This is a genomic window from Sphingobium soli (assembly GCF_020782245.1).
GTDB classification, from domain to species: domain Bacteria; phylum Pseudomonadota; class Alphaproteobacteria; order Sphingomonadales; family Sphingomonadaceae; genus Sphingobium; species Sphingobium soli.
The window spans coordinates 1-18,043 of the sequence record NZ_JAJGNP010000007.1; the positions used below are offsets into that span (position 1 = coordinate 1).

Annotated in this window: 12 protein-coding genes and 2 pseudogenes; 9 read left to right on the top strand and 5 right to left on the bottom strand. The window is 61.0% G+C overall.

The window, feature by feature from the left end; all coding sequences use genetic code 11:
- Positions 1-287: pseudogene (locus LL253_RS10320) on the top strand (hypothetical protein); the annotation flags it as partial.
- A 132-nt stretch (positions 288-419) separates the two neighbouring features.
- Here the strand turns inward: LL253_RS10320 and LL253_RS10325 are convergent.
- Entirely contained in the window at positions 420-1,064 is a 645-nt protein-coding gene (locus LL253_RS10325) for an IS630 family transposase (protein ID WP_157078242.1), read from the bottom strand.
- A 49-nt stretch (positions 1,065-1,113) separates the two neighbouring features.
- On the bottom strand, positions 1,114-2,337 hold the full coding sequence (locus LL253_RS10330) for an IS256 family transposase (protein ID WP_062731446.1): 1,224 nt from the start codon (positions 2,335-2,337) through the stop codon (positions 1,114-1,116).
- Between the two features lie 58 nt (positions 2,338-2,395).
- Here LL253_RS10330 and LL253_RS10335 point away from each other — a divergent pair.
- From LL253_RS10335 to LL253_RS10355, 5 genes and pseudogenes are all read left to right on the top strand, one after another.
- Positions 2,396-2,593, top strand: a pseudogene (locus tag LL253_RS10335) (integrase core domain-containing protein); the annotation flags it as partial.
- Positions 2,594-2,642: 49 nt separating this feature from the next.
- Positions 2,643-3,536: an AraC family transcriptional regulator gene (locus LL253_RS10340; protein WP_228227147.1), complete on the top strand. Its 894-nt coding sequence runs from the start codon at positions 2,643-2,645 to the stop codon at positions 3,534-3,536.
- Between the two features lie 136 nt (positions 3,537-3,672).
- Positions 3,673-4,818, top strand: coding sequence for a sulfotransferase family protein (locus tag LL253_RS10345; protein ID WP_228227148.1), 1,146 nt, complete (start codon positions 3,673-3,675; stop codon positions 4,816-4,818).
- Entirely contained in the window at positions 4,805-5,980 is a 1,176-nt protein-coding gene (locus tag LL253_RS10350; protein WP_228227149.1) for a hypothetical protein, read from the top strand. The genes LL253_RS10345 and LL253_RS10350 overlap by 14 nt, the downstream gene beginning before the upstream one ends.
- A gap of 112 nt (positions 5,981-6,092) precedes the next feature.
- Entirely contained in the window at positions 6,093-6,842 is a 750-nt protein-coding gene (locus LL253_RS10355; protein WP_026149569.1) for an SDR family NAD(P)-dependent oxidoreductase, read from the top strand.
- 9 nt (positions 6,843-6,851) lie between these two features.
- On the opposite strand, the gene LL253_RS10360 is transcribed toward LL253_RS10355, so the two are convergent.
- The 3 genes from LL253_RS10360 to LL253_RS10370 form a co-directional block, all read right to left on the bottom strand.
- The gene (locus tag LL253_RS10360) at positions 6,852-8,342 is read right to left on the bottom strand and encodes an aldehyde dehydrogenase family protein (protein WP_062731445.1); all 1,491 of its coding nucleotides are present in this window, start codon (positions 8,340-8,342) and stop codon (positions 6,852-6,854) included.
- Positions 8,339-9,961: a GMC family oxidoreductase gene (locus LL253_RS10365; protein WP_062731444.1), complete on the bottom strand. Its 1,623-nt coding sequence runs from the start codon at positions 9,959-9,961 to the stop codon at positions 8,339-8,341. Before LL253_RS10365 ends, LL253_RS10360 begins: the two co-directional genes overlap by 4 nt.
- A 92-nt stretch (positions 9,962-10,053) precedes the next feature.
- Positions 10,054-10,965 carry an SMP-30/gluconolactonase/LRE family protein gene (locus LL253_RS10370; protein WP_062731443.1) on the bottom strand — a complete coding sequence of 304 codons (912 nt, stop codon included), beginning with the start codon at positions 10,963-10,965 and terminating at the stop codon, positions 10,054-10,056.
- A 338-nt stretch (positions 10,966-11,303) separates the two neighbouring features.
- Between LL253_RS10370 and LL253_RS10375 the strand changes: the two genes are divergently transcribed.
- From LL253_RS10375 to LL253_RS10385, 3 genes are all read left to right on the top strand, one after another.
- Positions 11,304-13,676 (top strand): TonB-dependent receptor, encoded by a 2,373-nt coding sequence (locus LL253_RS10375; RefSeq protein ID WP_062731442.1) that lies wholly within the window; start codon positions 11,304-11,306, stop codon positions 13,674-13,676.
- 119 nt (positions 13,677-13,795) lie between these two features.
- Positions 13,796-15,190: a phosphotransferase gene (locus LL253_RS10380; RefSeq protein WP_062731441.1), complete on the top strand. Its 1,395-nt coding sequence runs from the start codon at positions 13,796-13,798 to the stop codon at positions 15,188-15,190.
- A 296-nt stretch (positions 15,191-15,486) separates the two neighbouring features.
- Positions 15,487-17,919, top strand: coding sequence for a TonB-dependent receptor (locus LL253_RS10385; protein WP_062731440.1), 2,433 nt, complete (start codon positions 15,487-15,489; stop codon positions 17,917-17,919).
- Positions 17,920-18,043 lie beyond the last annotated feature (124 nt).

Consider the following 18,043-nt stretch of genomic DNA (forward strand, 5'->3'; position numbering starts at 1 on the left):
AGGGACGAGTTCAACATGGGTCAATTCTCAGTGGAAATTTACGCCCTACCCGGGTCACTTCTCAGTGGAAATCAACACCCTGCTTCAACGCCGAGGCGGCACGCTGGATCTTTCTCGACGCGCTCAAGATGAGCGGCAGTTACTGGAAGGCGATGGGCATTTATCATAGCCCGAACGGCGCCCGCCAACGCCGCTATGCTGCTCTGGTCGCGATCCATCTGCAAAAGCGGTTCGGGTCCGATGTCTTCGGATCGCGTAGGGACGTTCAGGCGAGGTCGGTTCCCTGACCTTCATACATATTAGCGCGGGCTCGATCGCTAGACGGCGGTGGAGATAGCGGATCATTATTCGTCTAACAATCGTGAGCACGATCAGCTAGTTTTCGAGAAGATATTTGGTGACCGTATTCTAGAGCATTTTCAGCATGAGCGTTGATATCCTGCGGCGAGGAAGAAGTTGGCGCATTCGTCTGGCAGGAAGCGATCGAGCAGCGTGCCGATACGTTCGACGAGCGCGTCGGCGGTGCGCGCCGGTTCCTGCCTTAGGAGCGCCTTGAGTTTGGCGAACGCCATCTCGATCGGGTTCATGTCGGGGCTGTAAGGCGGCAGGTAGAATATCTGAGCCCGACGTTCGGCGATCGCTTCGCGGATGCCGGTGACCTTGTGCGCGGGCAGGTTGTCGAGAACCACTACATCGCCGCGTTTGAGGGTCGGCGCGAGGACGTGCTGGACGTAGATGCGGAAAGCATCGCCATCCATCGCGCGATCGAGCACCCAAGTCGCGGTCATGCCGGTGAGGCGCAACCCGGCGACGAAGGTCATTGTTTTCCAATGTCCAAACGGCACCTTGTCGCGGCAGCGCTCGCCAACGGGCGACCAGCCATAGAGCCGCGCCATCTTGGTGTTCACCCCGGTTTCGTCGAGGAAGACCAGGCTTTCAGGATCAAGGAACGGTTGCGTCGCTCTCCACAGCTTGCGCCGTGCGGCCACGTCGGGCCGGTCCTGCTCGGCCGCGCGCAGGTCTTTTTTAAACGACAGCCCAAGGCGCCTGGCGGCATTCCAGATCGCTCCAGGGGACTGTCAGGAATTTCGTGTGCGGCGAGGCGGTTGACCATCAGGCCGTCATGGCCCTGATGAAACGTTCGCCGAAGAGCACGGCAAATTGCGCTGTTGCCATGTTCCACTCACGCGGCGGCATTTTCCACTCTTTCTCCGATCGGTTCAAGATCAGATAGAGGAGCTTGGTGGCGGCCTCATCATTGGGGAAATGGCCCCGGGCACGAACAGCGCGGCGGAGCTTGGAATTGAGGGCCTCTATTGAATTTGTCGTATAGACGATCCGCCTGACCTCGTCGGGAAAGGCGAAAAACGGGATAACCTCGGGCCATGCCCGGCGCCAGCTCTGGCCGATGGCGGGATAACGCTGCCCCCAGAAGCTGGCTTCGAACGCTGTCAGGGCTTCTTCGGCGGCTGCAGCATCAACGGCCCGATAGATGGTCTTCAAGGCCGTTCCGAGCGCCTTGCGATCTTTCCACGCCACGAAATCCATCGAGTTGCGCAGCAGATGGACAATACAGGTTTGGACCATCGCTTCGGGAAAGACGGCGGTGATGGCGTCGGGGAAGCCCTTGAGGCCGTCGACGACGGCCAGCATGATATCCTCAACGCCGCGGTTGCGCAGTTCGTTCATGACGCGCAACCAGAATTTGGCGCCTTCATTCTGCTCCAGCCACAACCCCAGGACCACCTTGGTGCCGTCGGCCATGACGCCCAGGGCAATATGAATCGCCTTGTTGCGCACCATCCCCTCGTCGCGGATCTTGACCCGGATCGCATCGAAGAAAACCAGCGGATAGGCTGGGTCCAGCGGCCGTTGCTGCCAGGCTGCGACTTCCTCCAGCACCGCGTCGGTGATCGTGCTGATCAGATCGGGCGAGGCGTCGATCCCATACAGGTCGCGCAGATGACCGGTGATCTCCCGCGTACTCATACCCCGAGCATACATTGAGATGATCTTGTCATCAAAGCCGGGGAAACGGCGCTGATATTTGGCGATCAGCTGCGGATCAAAACTGCCCGCTCGATCGCGCGGCACCTCGATCTCGATCCGTCCCCCGTCGGTCGTCACCGTCTTGCGGCCATAGCCGTTCCGGCTGTTGTTCCCTTGCTCCTCCTGGCCAAGATGGTGATCCATCTCAGCGTTGAGTGCCCGTTCGGCGAATGCCTTCTTCAGGGTATCGAGCAGGCCGCCCTGGCCGAGCGCCGCCGCCGCGTCAGTGCCGGCCAGCAACTGGTCGAGAATGTCGTTCGGTATCGAGGGTTCTTTCCGTCGTGACATATTGGGTCTCCTTGTTGCCCTTTATGCCTCGCCGCACACGAAATTCCTGACAGTCCCTGGCGAGATCTTCTACAGCCTCGCGGAGGCCAAGGTGCTGATCGAAACCTGGCGGCGGCATTACAACACCGTGCGCCCGCACAGCAGCTTGGGTTACCGACCGCCGGCGCCAGAAACGGCGACACCGCCATATCCGGCCTCCGGTTCCGCTTCGCTCCACCTCCATCCGGATATGGCGGCGGCGCGAATAATCCACTAACAAAGAAACCGGTCCACTCGGTGGGGGCAGATCAGGAGCAACAGCTGATATGCTTACAAGACCTTATGATTCTGACCGTCATCCTGAGGGTACAAGCCTGGACTTCATATTCCCGCAGGAATTCGAAACGTCTCTCGAAGCGGCGAGGGCTACAGTTGGTGCGCGCTTTGAAGTCCGGCGGTTTTTCTGGCGAGAACGAAACGAGATCGTCTTCACGCCGCCCTGCAGCTATTTCGAATTGACCCGCTTCCCGTCTATGGGCAGATATCTCGCATCTGCTCGCGACTTTTGCGAGCAGGGCGAGGTACGCTTTTATCCGGCCGCGTGTCCGTTCCAAATGCATTGGCAGGAACGCGAGCAAAGATCGCTATTTTGCAGAATAGATATTCCCGCGATCACTGGATTGCCCATGGAACTTTCCAATCAACAATTGCGCGACACCATAGACATGCGCAATCCCCATGTCAGAGCACTGCTTCTAAGGGCCCAGCAGGAACTGGTGGCGCCGGGGCTGTGTTCGCAACTCATTCTGGATTCGATCAGCGTCGGCCTCGCAGCCGAAATGGTGCAGCAATTCGGTCCAGAAAGCCAACCAGAGTTCACCAGTCGCCGGACGTTCGACCAGCGCTATCTGGCTGGCCTTGTTGCACATATCCGGGAGCAGCCCGGCAGGGTCGAGATCGGGCAGTTGGCGGCGGAACGCGGCATCAGCGTCCGTCATTATGAACGCCTGTTCCGCACCGCGACGGGCGAAAGTCCCGCAGCCTTTTGTCGTCGTCATATGCTCGCTCTGGCGAAGGACCTACTGATGGACCGATCGCTTCTGGTCAAGGAGATCGCCTATCGCTGTGGTTTCGCCAATACGGCAAGCTTCAGTGTGGCGTTCCGCCAGATAGAAGGGTGTTCGCCGCGGCAATTCCGTGACCGGCTTTTGATCCACTGAGCGCCCACTGATGTAGCCGCAATTTTCGACATCTGTTTCCGATAGGCGACATCGATGGCACCTGGGCTTTTCATCGGTGTCCGGACCAGTCATCCTGCCCAAAATGGTCGTCAGACCAGTTTGAGAGAGGATGGCAATGACATTTGAATTTCCGGACGCGGACGCGCTGTTGGCGCAGTATCCGCTGCCCGATTATTTACGCGACAATGTGCGGCCGGGGCTGGAGCAACTGCTTGCCTCAATGGCGGAAGACCGGGCACTTAACGCCAATGGCCATGTGCGTGCACTGCATATCATTGCCGATGACTTGTCCCGGCTGAAGGCGATCGCCGACGACCGAGCGCGCTATCCTGACATTGCCGATGTCGAAATCAGGCAGCCGCTTTTCATCCTCGGCCTCCCCCGGTGCGGCACCAGTTTCCTGCACGCCCTGATGGAAGGCGACCCGCAGATCCGCACGCCGCTGATGTGGGAAGTGGCCGAACCATCGCCTCCTCCCGAAGCGGCAACCGCCGACACGGACCCGCGCATCTCCCGGTTCGACGAACATTTGCGCGCGCAATTGGGCGGTGATGCCGACGAATTGCTCAAAGCCCATCCGCTGGGCGCCAAAATCCCGCAGGAATGCGGATCGTTCATGACGACCTCCTTTCAGAGCAGCAATCCGTGCATGTTCCAGCATCTCCCGCGCTTCTACGACTGGTTCAAGGGCATCGACGCGACCTTTCGCTACGAGGTCCACAAGATGTGGCTTCAGCATCTGGGTTGGCGGCATCCCGGCAGGCATTGGGTGCTCAAGATTCAGGAGCATATGTATAAGCTCCCCGCGCTGCGTAGCGTCTATCCCGATGCGATCTTCATTCAGCCCCATCGCGACCCGACCACCGTCATCGCCTCGATCTCCCAACTGATCAGCGTCATTCGTGGACCGTCCTACGACCAACTCGATCTGCATGCGCTGGGCGCCGAGTTCCTGCAACTCTGGTGGGATGGGGTGAAGTTCTGCATGGATTATCGCAGGGCGCATCCGGACCTGCCGATTTACGACATGCGATACAAGGACATCGTCGCCGACCCGGTCTCGACCATCCGGGCCGCCTATGACCATTTCGGCTGGGATTTCACGCCGGAGTCGGAAAAGGGCATGCTGGGCTGGCTGCGGGAGAATCCGGCGGGCAAGCATGGGCCGCGCAGCTATAGTCTGGCCGATTACGGTCTGACCGCCGAACAGGTGAGCGACAGGTTCGCCGAATATATCGAGACCTACCATGCCTATCTCTGAAACGTCCCAGTGGCGCGCCTGGCTGGAGCGGATGGTGGGGGCGGAAGGCATGCTGGACAGGCTGGCCGATCCCGATGATCCACAGGCCCGGGCCGAGGCGCACCGCCTGTTGTTCGCTATCCTCGCCACCGGCTATCAGACGGCCTTCGCCGATCCCGATCATCCCGATTTCGTACCCTCGGTCAGCAGCATCCTCAACACGGTCGGGGTCAATCCCGATTTCATCTATGGCGCGGCGCGGATCGACGGCAGCGGCGTCTACAGGCTGTCGGGCACGCGGGGGGACGGGGTTTTCGTGTTCCTTGATCTGGTCGCGGGCGGTCTGGGACCGATGGAAGATCTCGGGCCTTCGGTGGGCATGATCGATCTGGATGCCTGCACATTGGGACCGGACGGGGCGTTCGACATCGTGTTGGGCGGGGAGCGGCCGGATCATGCGGGCGACTGGTTTCCGCTAGACCCGCGCGCGGTCACGATCGGCTTGCGCCATGCCTATTATGACTGGGGCGTGGGGCGCGATCTACGCATCGCGATCGAACGGGTCGACCGGCGCGTGGGCGGCGGTCCGGTGCCCGCAGCCGAGATCGTCCATCGGCTCGATCGCCTGTCAGCGTTCGTCGAACGCTATGCCGCATTCGCCCTGGGTTATGGCCAGCGGCAGCGGGCGCAGGGCTTCGTCAACAGGCTGGAATATGATGACTGGGCCGGTCGCGGCGGCGTGGCCGGGCAGCATTATTATCAGGGCATCTTCCGGTTGGAGCCGGGGGAGGCGATGATCATCGACACGGCGGTGCCCGATCAGGTGCGTTACTGGAACGTCCAGCTCAACGATCCGCTGTGGAACACGATCGACTGGATGAACCATCAGAGCAGCCTCAACGCGGCGCAGGCGCGTCTGGACGGCGACGGCCGCTTCCGGGCCGTCATCGCACTGGACGATCCGGGCGTGCCCAACTGGCTTGATCCGGCCGGACGCAATGAAGGATCGCTGATGCTGCGCTGGACCGGCGCGAGTTCCGGGCCGGAGCCGACGCTCAGGATCGTGCCGGCTGCGGAACTCCGTTCGCATCTTCCTGCCGACACGCCGCTTGTCACGCCGGAGCAGCGGGATGAGATGATCCGTAACCGTCGGCGCGGCGCGCAATGGCGACGGCGCTGGTGAGGGGATCAACCCCATCCGGGGAAAGGTTGGCCACGCCGTAATCACCCTTATGGCAGACATCAGCGTGGCATTCTAACCCCGCCGACGGCCCGTTTTGGAAGAGGATATGCGGATGGACTTTGCAGGCAAGGTCGTACTGGTCACCGGCGCCGGGTCGGGCCTGGGCTGCGCGGCGAGCCTCGCCTTCGCGCGGGAAGGCGCGGCACTGTGCCTTGTCGGGCGCAGCCGAGCCAAGCTGGAAGAGACCGGGCGGTTGATCCGCGACGCGGGTGGCCGGTGTGTCGAGCTGGCTTGCGATCTTGGCGAGCCGCATGGCTGTAGGGAGGCTATCGAAGGGGCGATGACGGCATTCGGCCGGCTGGATGTGCTGTGCAATATCGCCGCCGATGTCATGTTTCACCGATTGGCGGACATCAAGGAGGAGGAATGGAACCGGACCATTGCCTCCAACCTGTCCGGCCCCTTCTTTCTCATGCAGGCGGCCATGCCGCACCTGATCGAGAGCGGCGGGAATATCATCTGCGTGGCCTCCACCGCCGGTTTCATGGGGCAGGCCTATCTGGCGCCGTATACCGCCTCCAAATTCGGACTGGTCGGTTTGACGTTGTCGCTCGCGATGGAGATGATGGACAGTCCCGTGCGGATCAACATCCTCTCGCCTGGCCCGATGCGGACGGAAATGACACAGGGCATGTCCTTCCCCGATTTCGCCGATCCCCGGCTCCTCGCGCGCTACACCGGCATGCGGCCGCCCTGTCCGCCCGAGGATGTGGCCGAGCCGCTTCTGTTCCTGGCTTCCGATCGGGCGCGTCATGTGCATGGCGCCTGCTGGGCGGTCGACGGCGGCATTACCGCAGGTTAGGCAGCGGCTCTATCCGCCGATAGGATAGAAGACCGACTTTTGATTTTGATATTCGTGCAGCCAGTCGGGACCATATTCCCGGCCCACGCCCGAGCGTTTGTAGCCGCCGATGGGCGCATAGGTCATACGCCCAGTGCCACCATTGAGCATGACGCTGCCCGCACGGATATGCATCGCCATCTCATAGCCTTTGGCAGCGTCTGCGGTTTCGATGCCACCATTCAGGCCATAACGGCTGTCGTTGGCGATGCGGATCGCCTCTTCGTCGGTATCGAAGCCGATGACGCAGCCGACCGGACCGAACACCTCTTCCTGGGCGATCGTCATCTTGTTGTCGACATCGTCGAAGATCGTGATGTCGGTGAAGAAGCCCTTGTCGAGACCGGCCGGACGCCCGCCGCCATGCACGATCCGCGCGCCCTCGTCGCGGCCGATAGTGATCAGTCTTTCGACCTTTTCCCGCTGGGATTCGCGGATCAGCGGCCCCATCGCCACGGTGGGATCGGCAGGATCGCCGATTTTGAACTGGCTGGCGATGGCACAGGCGGTTTCGACGAACGCTTTCCTGATGCTGTTATGGACGACGAGGCGCGTGAGCAGGGCGCAGCCCTGGCCCGCATTGACCGAGAGCACTGCAACCGCCATGCCCGCGGCGCGGGCGATGTCGGCATCCTGGCGGACGATCAGTGCGGACTTTCCACCGAGTTCCAGATGCACGCGCTTCAATGTGGGGGCGGCTTGCGCCATGATAGCGGCGCCTACGCCTTCGGATCCGGTGAAGGTGACGAGATCGACGCGCGGATCGCAGGTCAGGGTCGTGCCAACCTCCGGTCCGCCGGTAACGATGTTCAGCACGCCTTTGGGCAGGCCGATCTCTTCGGCGATCTCCCCGAACAGCAGCGCGGAAAAGGGTGTGAAGGGCGACGGCTTCAGCACCATCGTATTGCCGGCCAGCAGCGCGGGAACGATCTTCGCCAGATTTATGAGAAAGGGGAAATTATAACCGGTGATGGCCGCGACCACGCCCACCGGTTCGCGCACCACGGTCGTCCCGCCTATTTTCTTCGGCCCGTCGGGATTGAAGGGATCGGGGGTGATGTCGATGGGCAGGCGAACGCTGTCGTCGCGCGTCGAATGTTCGACCGCGGCCAGCAGATGGTCGAGCGGATTAGCGACCTGCATGCCTTGGGTGATGCCCTGTGAACAGCCGACTTCCGCGATGATCAGCGCCGCGATCTGCTGCCTGCGCGCATCCAGTGCGGCATGCATCCGGCGCAGACTGGTCGCGCGTTCGGACATGGCCATGCGTGGCCAGATGCCCGTGTCGAACGCATCGCGCGCGGCTGCGATCGCAGCGTCCACGGCGGCGGCGTTACCCACCGGCGCGTGGCCGATCACCGCTTCGGTGGCGGGATTGATGATGGCGTCGCGTTCGCTCCCGCCATCGACCCAGGCGCCATCGATATAAAGCTTGTCGAACGTCGTGAACGGCACGGTCATGGCATGGTTTCCTGTCTGGGCCGCAGGATCATGTCCGCGGCGTTGAGCGCGATGGCCATGGCCGGCGCATTGGTGTTGCCCGATACGATCGTCGGCATGATGGAGGTATCGACGACGCGCAGGCCGGTGACGCCGCGCACGCGAAGCTGGGGGTCGACGACGGAGGTTTCATCCGCGCCCATGCGGCATGTCCCGCAAATGTGAAAGGATGTGCCGCCAAGGGCCATCGCGTTGGCAAGAATGTCCTCGTCCGCCTCTATGTCGACGGTCTTGCCTGTTTCCTCGACGATCCAGTCCTTGAGCGCGGGCTGTTGCGCCAGGCGACGGAGCCAGCGAAACAGGGCAACGAAATGGCTCCTGTCGGCATCGGTCGCCAGATGATTGGCGTCGATGACCGGCGGGACGTCCGGATCGGCCGAACTTATCCTGACATGGCCCTGGCTGTCGGGCCGCATATAATAAGCAATGATGGTCATGCCGGGATAGGGGTCGAGCGCCACCGCGCCCCTGTCGTCCGTGTGGAAGGAGTAGAGGCCCATGCCGACCTGCGCGTCGGGCCGGTCGAGCGTGGCATCGGTCTTGACGAAGCCGCCCACTTCATGCGCTGCATGGGTCAGCGGCCCAGTAGACCCGAAGGCATAGCGCAAAGCTGACAGGATAAGGCCGACACCGGACAGTTTCTGGTTCAGGCTGTTCCCCCGGACCCTGTAGTTGAAACCCAAATAGCGATGTTCGCGAAGGTTGGCGCCGACACCCGGCGCATCAACGACGATCGGGATGCCAAGCGATTCGAGCAAGGCGCGGGGACCGATGCCCGACAATTGCAGCAGCTTGGGGCTCTGCACCGCGCCTGCGGAAAGAATGATCTCCCGCCGGGCGGCGACCTCCTGCACGCCATCCTTGTTGCGCAGCAGGATACCGCCCGCTCGCTGTCCGTCGAACAGGATACGCAGGGCGTCAGTCTGCGGCAAAACATCCAGATTCGGGCGGCCGCGCACGGGCTTCAGAAAGGCGCGGGAGGCGGAGAAGCGCTTGCCGCGATAGGTGGATGTCGGCTGATAGCCCATGCCGCCCTGGGTCACGGCCGGCATGTCGTTCATGTCGTCCACCCGTTGCGTGCCGGCCTGCTCGGCGGCTGTCAGGAAGGCTTCGCACAGCGGGTCGCCGGAAGGGTGGACGCTGACCTTGAGGGGGCCGCCGGCACCGCGCCACGCCTTGGCGCCCAGCGCATGGTCCTCCAGAGAGACGAAATATCGGCCTATATTCTGCCAGCCCCAGCCTGTGCAGCCTGCCGCTTCCCAGCCATCATAATCGGCCGGAGCGCCCCGCACATAGACCATGCCGTTGACCGAACTGGACCCGCCAACCGCGCGGCCCTTCAGCCATATTTCCTGGGGTGCGTTGCCGCCGGGCGATACGGCGTAATCCCACACATGGGGATTGCCCGGCGCCAGCAGTTTGCCGATACCGCGCGGCATGGCGATCAACGGACTGCTGTCGTCCAGTCCCGCCTCCACCAGCAGTACCTTGACGGTCGGGTCTGCCGACAGTCGATTGGCCAGCACGCAGCCGGAAGACCCCGCCCCGACGATGATATAGTCATAACAATCAGCTGACATGGTCGCTCTTTTCCGGGGCATGGCGCGAGAGAACAACAATGGCTGCCTTGCTTGACCTGTCGGCGGGCAGGAGGCGCTATTTAAGAGGAAGGTCAGCCGAATGCGAGAGGCAGGCCGGGGGCGTCCCAGTCGATACATATGACCTTGCCGGAACTGCCCAGCGTGACGAAGGCCACCCGCCCGTCCTTGCCGCCAAAGCAGATATTGGTCGTGAGGAAATCGCCCGTTTCGATTTGCTGAGGCGTTCCGCCCTCGGGAGGAAAGATCAATATGGCGCCTTGGCCGGGCGAGGCGCAGCAGATGTGTCCGGCGCTGTCGACGGCCAAGCTGTCGAGAAATTGACCAGGTCCGGCCCGACCGACGATGCTGTGCCCGTCCGGGGTCGGCGACGCCGTCGTGTCGATTATACCAGGCGCTGACAATCGATAGCGCAGCAGATGCGCTTCATAGGTGAGGGCGACGTAGAGGGTGCGTCCATCTGGCGATAGGCCGACGCCATTCGCCCCATCCAATGGTCCGGCGACCAGTCGGATGTCCGACCCGTCGGCCTTGGCATAATAAAGGCCACCCCGCATTCGCGCCGCGCCGCGATCCCTGCCGAAATCGGTGAACCAAAATCCGCCCGTTTCGTCAAAGACGAGGTCGTTCGGTCCCCAGAAGGGAGTAGCTTCGGTGGATGCGTATAAGGTTTCGAAAGCGCCGCTGGCGGGATCGACGACCTGGATCGCGCCGGGGGGCGTGTCGAGAGGGGCCTCGATCGGCATAAGGCTGCCGTCGGGCAGGATCAGCTTGTCGAAACCGCCATTGTTGCAGACATAGATTCGCCCGTCAGGCCCGATCGCCGCTCCGTTCGGGCCGCCGCCCAGATCGGCTATGGTGGAGCGCACGCCGTCCGGTCCCAAGCGCGACAGTCGTCCGCCCAGTACCTCGACCAATATCAGGCCTCCATCGGGCTGCGCGATCGGCCCTTCGGGCATCAACAGTCCGCTTGCAAAAACGGTCATCTCTTCCTCTCCTATGGGCCGTCAGCCTTTCCCGACCGTACGTCATCCGGTGGATATCGGCATGAACCGCCATCGGACCCTCCTTTCGACAGGTAATTGAAGGCGCGGATTGGCGTCTTATCCGCTGCACACCCGATCCATCGGGGGAATGCGGAGGGGATGGCGACATAGTGCGCAGGCAGACCGGCATATTCAGGCGCCGCGAAAACGCGATCGACGGAAATTGGCATGCGGCGCGGGGCGACGGCCATCCATCCTCGATCCTATGAACAGGAAAGGCCGGCAGCAGACCGGCTCTCAAAGGCAAAGGTCATATCTGGCCATCAGGGAGAAGAAGAATGAAGATATCCGGTTTCATCCTGCCCTTGGGGCTGTTGCTGACGACGTCCCAGGTGGCTTTGGCGCAATCATCCTCCGCCGCGCCGCAAGAGGTGGACAGCAGCGACATCGTGGTGACGGCGCGCCGGACTGCCGAGAATATTCAGGAGACGCCGGTTTCTGTCGTGGCGTTCGGCGCGGATTCGCTGCGGCAGGCCAATATCCGCGATACGCAGGATCTGCTGATCAAGACGCCGGGCGTATTCCTGGCGGGTTCGGGCGGGCGCGAGAACAGCAATTTCTCCATTCGTGGCCAGTCCAAGGCGCTGGCCGGCAACAGCGCCCCGGGCGTCATCAGCTATTTCGCCGAAGTGCCGTCTCCTACGGTCGGGTCCAGCATTCCGACCTATGATCTCTCGTCCGTTCAGGTGCTCAAGGGGCCGCAGGGGACGCTGTTCGGCCGTAACACCACTGGCGGCGCGATCCTCTATTATCCGACGGCGCCGGACTATAAGCTGGGGGGATATGCCAAGGCGTCCTACGGCAATTACGACGCCCGGCTGCTGGAAGCCGCCGTCAATATACCGCTGACGTCCGACACGCTGGCCATCCGCATCGCCGGCCAGATCCAGAAGCGCGATGGCTGGACCAAGAATATCGGCATCGGCGGCGACCCCGACGACCTCAATTCGCAAGCGATCCGCGGGTCTATCCTGTTCGAGCCGAGCGCCGCGTTCCGCAACACGCTCATCGTCGATTATTACCATAATGATGCGGTCGGCGGCGCGTCGGTGTTGACGAATGTGCTGCCCGGTCCCAACGGGCTGACGGCGACGGGCACGGCGGCGGCGGCTCTGGCGCAACTGGCCTTGCAGCGCGCGCGCGGGCCGCGCGTAATCAATTCGGACGTCGACGCGTTCGAAAAGGTCGAGCGTTTCGGTATCACCAACCGGACCGAGTTCGATCTGTCGGACGACTTCACCTTCGTCAATATCTTCGGCTATCGGCGCACCAAGGTCGACTATTATTCCAGCGTGGATGGGCTGCCTACCTTGATCGCCGATGGCAGCGGCGCGATTCCTGCCGGGCTTCCGGTGACAATCGTGGGCGGGCGCCAGACATCCGACGTCCGGCAGATCAGCGACGAAGTGCAGTTGAAGGGGTCGGCGCTCGGCAATCGCCTAGACTGGCTGGTCGGCGCCTTCTATCTGGACAGCAAGCCGCTCGAGCCGTCTGGCACCTACATACCGGTCTTCATCCTGCCCGGCATCACGGATGCACGGTTCAACTACAGCTTCTACAGCGAAAAGAGCCGGGCGCTGTTCGGCAATGTCAATTATGAGATTGCGGACGGGCTGCACGTCAATCTGGGCGTGCGCCATACCTGGGACAAGATCGAGGCCTGTGTCGGCGGCGGCCTGAACAACCAGCCCGTCGTTTCGCCGGAAGAATGCGCGGACGGCGCGGCAACCATCCGCAATTCGAGCGTCAACAAGACCTCGTCCAAGGCGCTGACCTGGCAGGCAGGCATCGACTGGAAGGCGTCGGATGCGATCTTCCTCTATGCGGTGACGCGCCGGGGCTATCGTGCGGGCGGGATTAACAGCCCGACGCTGGCTGGGCGGCTCACGCCCTTCCAGTCATTCGCGCCGGAAAAGGTGACGGATGTGGAGGTCGGTATCCGCTCCGACTTCACCATGGGCGACGTCAAATTGCAGCTCAATGCGTCGCCCTTTGTCGGCTGGTACAATAATGTGCAGGTGCCCATTTCGGGCCTCAATACGCAGGCGAGTTGCAGCACAATCGCACCGGGCGGAACCAATCCGCCGAAATCTCCGGACGGCGATTGCGACGCCAGCAATGATCCGAGCGGCGGGACGCTGCTGGTCAATGCGGGCAAGACCCGGGTCGCGGGTATCGACCTTTCGACCCGCATCCAGCCGACGTCGACATTGTCCTTCGACGCCGGTGCGACCTTCCTCGACCTCAAGTCGCGCTCGCTGACGGTGCCTGCCGATCTCCAATCCTATCTTGCAGCGCTCAAAGTGCCGTTCAATCTGGTCGCGAAGACGACGGTCACGGCCGGCGCGCGCTGGATGCTTCCGGTACCGCCCTCGCTGGCGGAAACCGTGTTTAGCCTGGACTATTATCATTCCAGCAAGGTGCGCTCTTCCGACCAGGTGCTGCCCGCCTATGACCTGGTCAATGGACGGCTGGACCTGAACGGCGTCGGCGGCAGCAAGGCGGATGTCAGCTTCTTCGTACGTAATCTGTTCGACAAGAAATATCTGGCGTCGAGCAATGTCGGATCGGCCGCGCTCGGGATATTCAGTGGATTCTATGGCGCGCCGAGGACCTATGGCGTGGAGGTTCGCTATCGGTTTGGCGATTGAGGGCAGGCACTAAAAAACGGTGCGTCAGCCCGATCTTTCCGCAACGGCCGCCCGGCCCATAAAAGGCGGATGACGCACCGGCCATAATGGACAGAAAAAGACTATGGAGAGGACCGTCGATGGCGCAGACCGAAGCCGATCAGGATCAGGCCGAAAGCCGCGAACAGCTCAGCCGATGGCTCGAGGATGTCCTGGGTTGTTCTGAAGTCGTGCTCGAAAAGCAGCGGCGCTGGCGCCCGGTCTGGCGCGCTAGCGCGCAGCAAAATGGTGTGAAGCGCGACTTTCTGCTCAAGGGCGACCGCACCTGGCCGACCCATCCCTATCCGCTTGCGTATGAAATGCGCATGCAGCGCGCACTGCATGAAAATGGCATTCCCATTCCAGCCATATTGGGCATGTGCGACCAACCCAACACCATCGTGATGGAATGGATAGAAGGCGGCCGGGATCCCGGCCTGGTCCAGGAGGCGATCGAAAGCGCGTCGGTGATGACCGAGGATCGGTGGGCCGCATCGCTACGCTATATGGAGGTATTGGCTGACATCCACAGCCTGCCAAGTCAGGCTTTCATCGAAGGCGGAGCCCATTTGCCGCAGGGTGCGCGCGAGATCGCCCTGCATAATTTCGAACGCTTTCATGCCATGACGGTCGAGCAGGGCATCACAGATCCGCTGCTGGAATTTTGCGCGCGATGGCTGCATCGAAACTATCCCCGACATCGGGAATCCATCTCCTTCGTCACGGGCGATTGCGGCCAGTTCCTTTCGGACGGTACTCAGGTTACCGGCATATTGGATGTGGAAATCGGTCATCTAGGCGATCCCATGCGCGATCTCGCGTGCTTCCGGGGGCGCCACCCGATCGAGAATATGGGCGACGTCGCCGCTCTATTCCGTCACTATGAAACGGCGATCGGCGTACCGCTCGATTTTGACGCGATCGCCTATCACACCGTGTCCTTCCTCGCCGAAGCCATTTACGGTCCCCTGTTCGGGATGCACGAAAAGGGGCGCGGCGGCGATTGGGTCGAGGCAGCGGTACAGGTGTCGATGATCGGACGGCGATGTATGGAGGCGTTGGCCGAGATATTGGGCGTGGCGCTCGACGACATTGCGCTTCCGCCGCCCGCCGCCGTCGACCAGAATGATCTGGCACTTCATAAATTGCAGGCGGAGATCGAACGTCTGCCGGAAAGCGGATCGCTACAGGGCTGGCAACGTAATATCCTTGCCTCGATCCCTCACTATCTGCGGAACCAGCTGCGCTATCGCGATTGGCTGCGGGAAGAGGATGGCAAGGACGTCGAGGCGCTGCTGGGTACGGCCTATGCCGATGCCGCCGCGGGTGAGGCCGCATTGATGCGCTTCATCGAAAAGAGCACGCCTGCCGACCATGCCGCCCTGACGCGCTTCTTTCACCGGCGGATGCTGCGACAATGCCTGGTGATCGCAGGTCCCGATGCGCCTGCCGATCATCTTGTTCTGGTGCCCATGGAGCCCTTGCTACGGGGGTAAGTGCGTGGGCCTCTGGGTCAGGATACCTATCCGACGGTATGTGTCTTCTGCGTATGAAACGATAAAATTCGGAGGGTGGAATAACCGGCGACGGCGAAACAGTAAAGTACTTGATATACTGCCCAATATCGCACTGATCTAGTTTTCAAGATCATATTCGCGGCCTTAGATCGGTGATATAATATAAGTATATAATATTTCTTCTCTTAGTGCCATTAATATAAATGCATAAAAATAAAAATAAATATGGTAATTAAATTCCGTTATTGAATAATATTAATAGTGGAGGGGATGAAATGGTTAAAATATTCCGCGCAATCCTGATGGCCGGCACGGTATTGGGTGTCGGTGGTGCAGGCGTAAGCCACGCGGCAGAAGCGGTCGAGCAAAGTGCGAGCGGTGATGACAATAGCGGCGTGCGCGACATCATCGTGACGGCTCGCCGCACGTCGGAAAATCTTCAGACGGTTCCCGTTGCCGTCACGGCGCTCGATCCGACTGCGCTGCTTGAACGGCAGATTGTCGAAGTGGCGGATGTGGGCCGGGCGGCGCCGGGTTTGTCGGTGCAATCCGGTGGCACCGGCAACGCATCGCTCATATATCTCGCCATCCGTGGCAATGCGCAGAACAGCCCTAACTCATTTTCCGATCCTGCGGTCGGCATCTATGTCGATGGCGTCTATTATGGGCGACCTATCGCCGGGAATCTCGGACTTCTCGATCTGGCTTCGGTCGAGGTCTTGCGCGGAACCCAAGGAACCTTGTTCGGACGCAACACGACGGGTGGCGCCCTCAACATGACAACTGTGCAGCCGGACGGAAATTTCGGCGGCTATGTAACCGGACGTATCGGTAACTATGAAAGCTGGTCCATCGAATCCGCGCTGACCTTGCCGATTTCGGGCGATGAATTGTCCTTGCGCCTGGCTGGCCGCTATGGCGAGAGGGGCAAGGGTTTTGGCGACAATCCGATAAGAGGGGTCGATGCGGCCCGTATCGATCACGATATCGCGGGCCGTGCCACGCTGAACTGGGAGCCGTCCGCGATCCCGATGACTGTGTCCCTGTCGGCCGACTATGCCAATATCAAGGATACATACAATAACGTCGCTCTGCGCGGTATCAACCCGACCGGACCGGCGCTCGCACTATATTCCGGTCAATTCGACATCGCCAGCTTCCTTCAGAGCAAGAGCCGCTTTTACAGAACATATAATGATCCCGACACGGGCAACGCCAACATCGATACGCCATATAATTATAACAAGACGTGGGGTGTCCGTGCGACCATCGAATATGATCTGGGCGACGTTAAGATCAAATCGATAACGGCCTATCGCGAGGCGGATACCGGGGATGGTACCGATCTTGACGGCACGCCCGCCAAGATCGCATCTTATGCGAGCGACTATTCGCAAAAGCAGCGTAGCGAGGAACTGCAATTCTCCGGTAACCTGGGGAAGCTGGAGTTCATTTTCGGCGGTTTCTATTTCAAGGAAACGGGCGATGAGCAGTCCCAGTCGCTCGTCTTCCAGGATACCGACTTCGGTTTCAACCTGGCCCCGGCCAATACCAACCTGGCCACATACAAGTCGGAATCGAAAGCCTTGTTCGCCCAAGTCAACTACAGCCTGACCGAACGGCTGCGCGTGACCGGCGGATTCCGCTATACCTGGGACAAGCGTTCGATCAACCGCATGGGCTATATCGGAGGAATTCCGGGCTTTTCCGGTTCGTTCCTCTCCAACGGCCGACTGATCACGTTGCCCGCTACGGGGCTATGCGCCGTGGGTGCTAATGCAAATCTGGTCGCCCCCGGTTCGGATTGCACGGATCCTGTGACGGCCAAATTTGATTATCCCGCCTGGCTTGCCAGCATCGACTACGAACTGGGAGACGGCAAGCTCATCTATGCAAAGACGGGTGGCGCCGCACTGGCCGGCGGTCTCAATTCGCGTCCGACCCCGCCCGATGCGAGTTCCTTTGCGCCGGAAAAGGTGAAGGATGCCGAGATCGGCTTCAAGGGCGACTTTTTCGATCGGCATCTGCGAACTAATTTTGCTGGATTCTACATTTGGCGCAACGGCGCCCAGAATGTCGTCAATGCCCTGGTTGGCGCTAATCTGACCCAGTTCGTTCAGAATGCAGGCGATGTGAAGGCCTATGGCCTTGAATTTGAAGGTACGCTCATTCCGTGGCAGGGCTTGGAATTGAGCGGCGCCTTGTCCTGGCTTAAGGCGAAATATGCTGCGGGATCATTCACTGCGGCGGGCCTGGGCGGTACGGTAGATCGTAGCGGTGAGGTCGTTCCGCGCGCGCCGCGCTGGACCTGGAACATCGGCGCGACGCAGCGTTTCCCGGTCAAAGGCGGCGAAATTGCGCTGCATGCCGACTATGCCTACACTTCTGCCGTTTACCAGGACTATGCCACTGCGGATTTGACGACACCGGCGCTCAACGATGGTGTGAACGATGCGGCGGAGCGTGCGGCGGCTATCAGCTTCATCGATACGCAGAACAGCTTCAGTCGGCTCAAGGCCTATGGCGTGCTGAACGGAAGCCTGAATTTCAAGCTCGACGGCGGAATGGAGTTCACCCTTTGGGGGCGCAACCTGACGCAGGCAAAATATTATAACGCCATATTCAACGGTTATGGCACCTTCGGCACCGCGATCGGCTTTACCGCAGCGCCGCGCACATGGGGCGCAACGGTTTCCTATCGCTTCTGACATAGGGGCATGGGTGATGTGGCTTCGTCCACTTCACTCATGGATCCGATCCGGCCTGTGTGAACGATCCTATCTTTCGTCAGGAGTTCCATCGCTGATCTGCTGCATAACTGCCCGGTCAAGA

Excerpts from the sequence above, each read along its gene's own strand:
- LL253_RS10350 (WP_228227149.1), top strand. The coding sequence starts at position 4,805 with ATGCCTATCTCTGAAACGTCCCAGTGGCGCGCCTGGCTGGAGCGGATG.
- LL253_RS10340 (WP_228227147.1), top strand. The coding sequence starts at position 2,643 with ATGCTTACAAGACCTTATGATTCTGACCGTCATCCTGAGGGTACAAGC.
- LL253_RS10330 (WP_062731446.1), bottom strand. The coding sequence starts at position 2,337 with ATGTCACGACGGAAAGAACCCTCGATACCGAACGACATTCTCGACCAG.
- LL253_RS10370 (WP_062731443.1), bottom strand. The coding sequence starts at position 10,965 with ATGACCGTTTTTGCAAGCGGACTGTTGATGCCCGAAGGGCCGATCGCG.
- LL253_RS10380 (WP_062731441.1), top strand. The coding sequence starts at position 13,796 with ATGGCGCAGACCGAAGCCGATCAGGATCAGGCCGAAAGCCGCGAACAG.
- LL253_RS10345 (WP_228227148.1), top strand. The coding sequence starts at position 3,673 with ATGACATTTGAATTTCCGGACGCGGACGCGCTGTTGGCGCAGTATCCG.
- LL253_RS10365 (WP_062731444.1), bottom strand. The coding sequence starts at position 9,961 with ATGTCAGCTGATTGTTATGACTATATCATCGTCGGGGCGGGGTCTTCC.
- LL253_RS10375 (WP_062731442.1), top strand. The coding sequence starts at position 11,304 with ATGAAGATATCCGGTTTCATCCTGCCCTTGGGGCTGTTGCTGACGACG.
- LL253_RS10355 (WP_026149569.1), top strand. The coding sequence starts at position 6,093 with ATGGACTTTGCAGGCAAGGTCGTACTGGTCACCGGCGCCGGGTCGGGC.
- LL253_RS10385 (WP_062731440.1), top strand. The coding sequence starts at position 15,487 with ATGGTTAAAATATTCCGCGCAATCCTGATGGCCGGCACGGTATTGGGT.
- LL253_RS10360 (WP_062731445.1), bottom strand. The coding sequence starts at position 8,342 with ATGACCGTGCCGTTCACGACGTTCGACAAGCTTTATATCGATGGCGCC.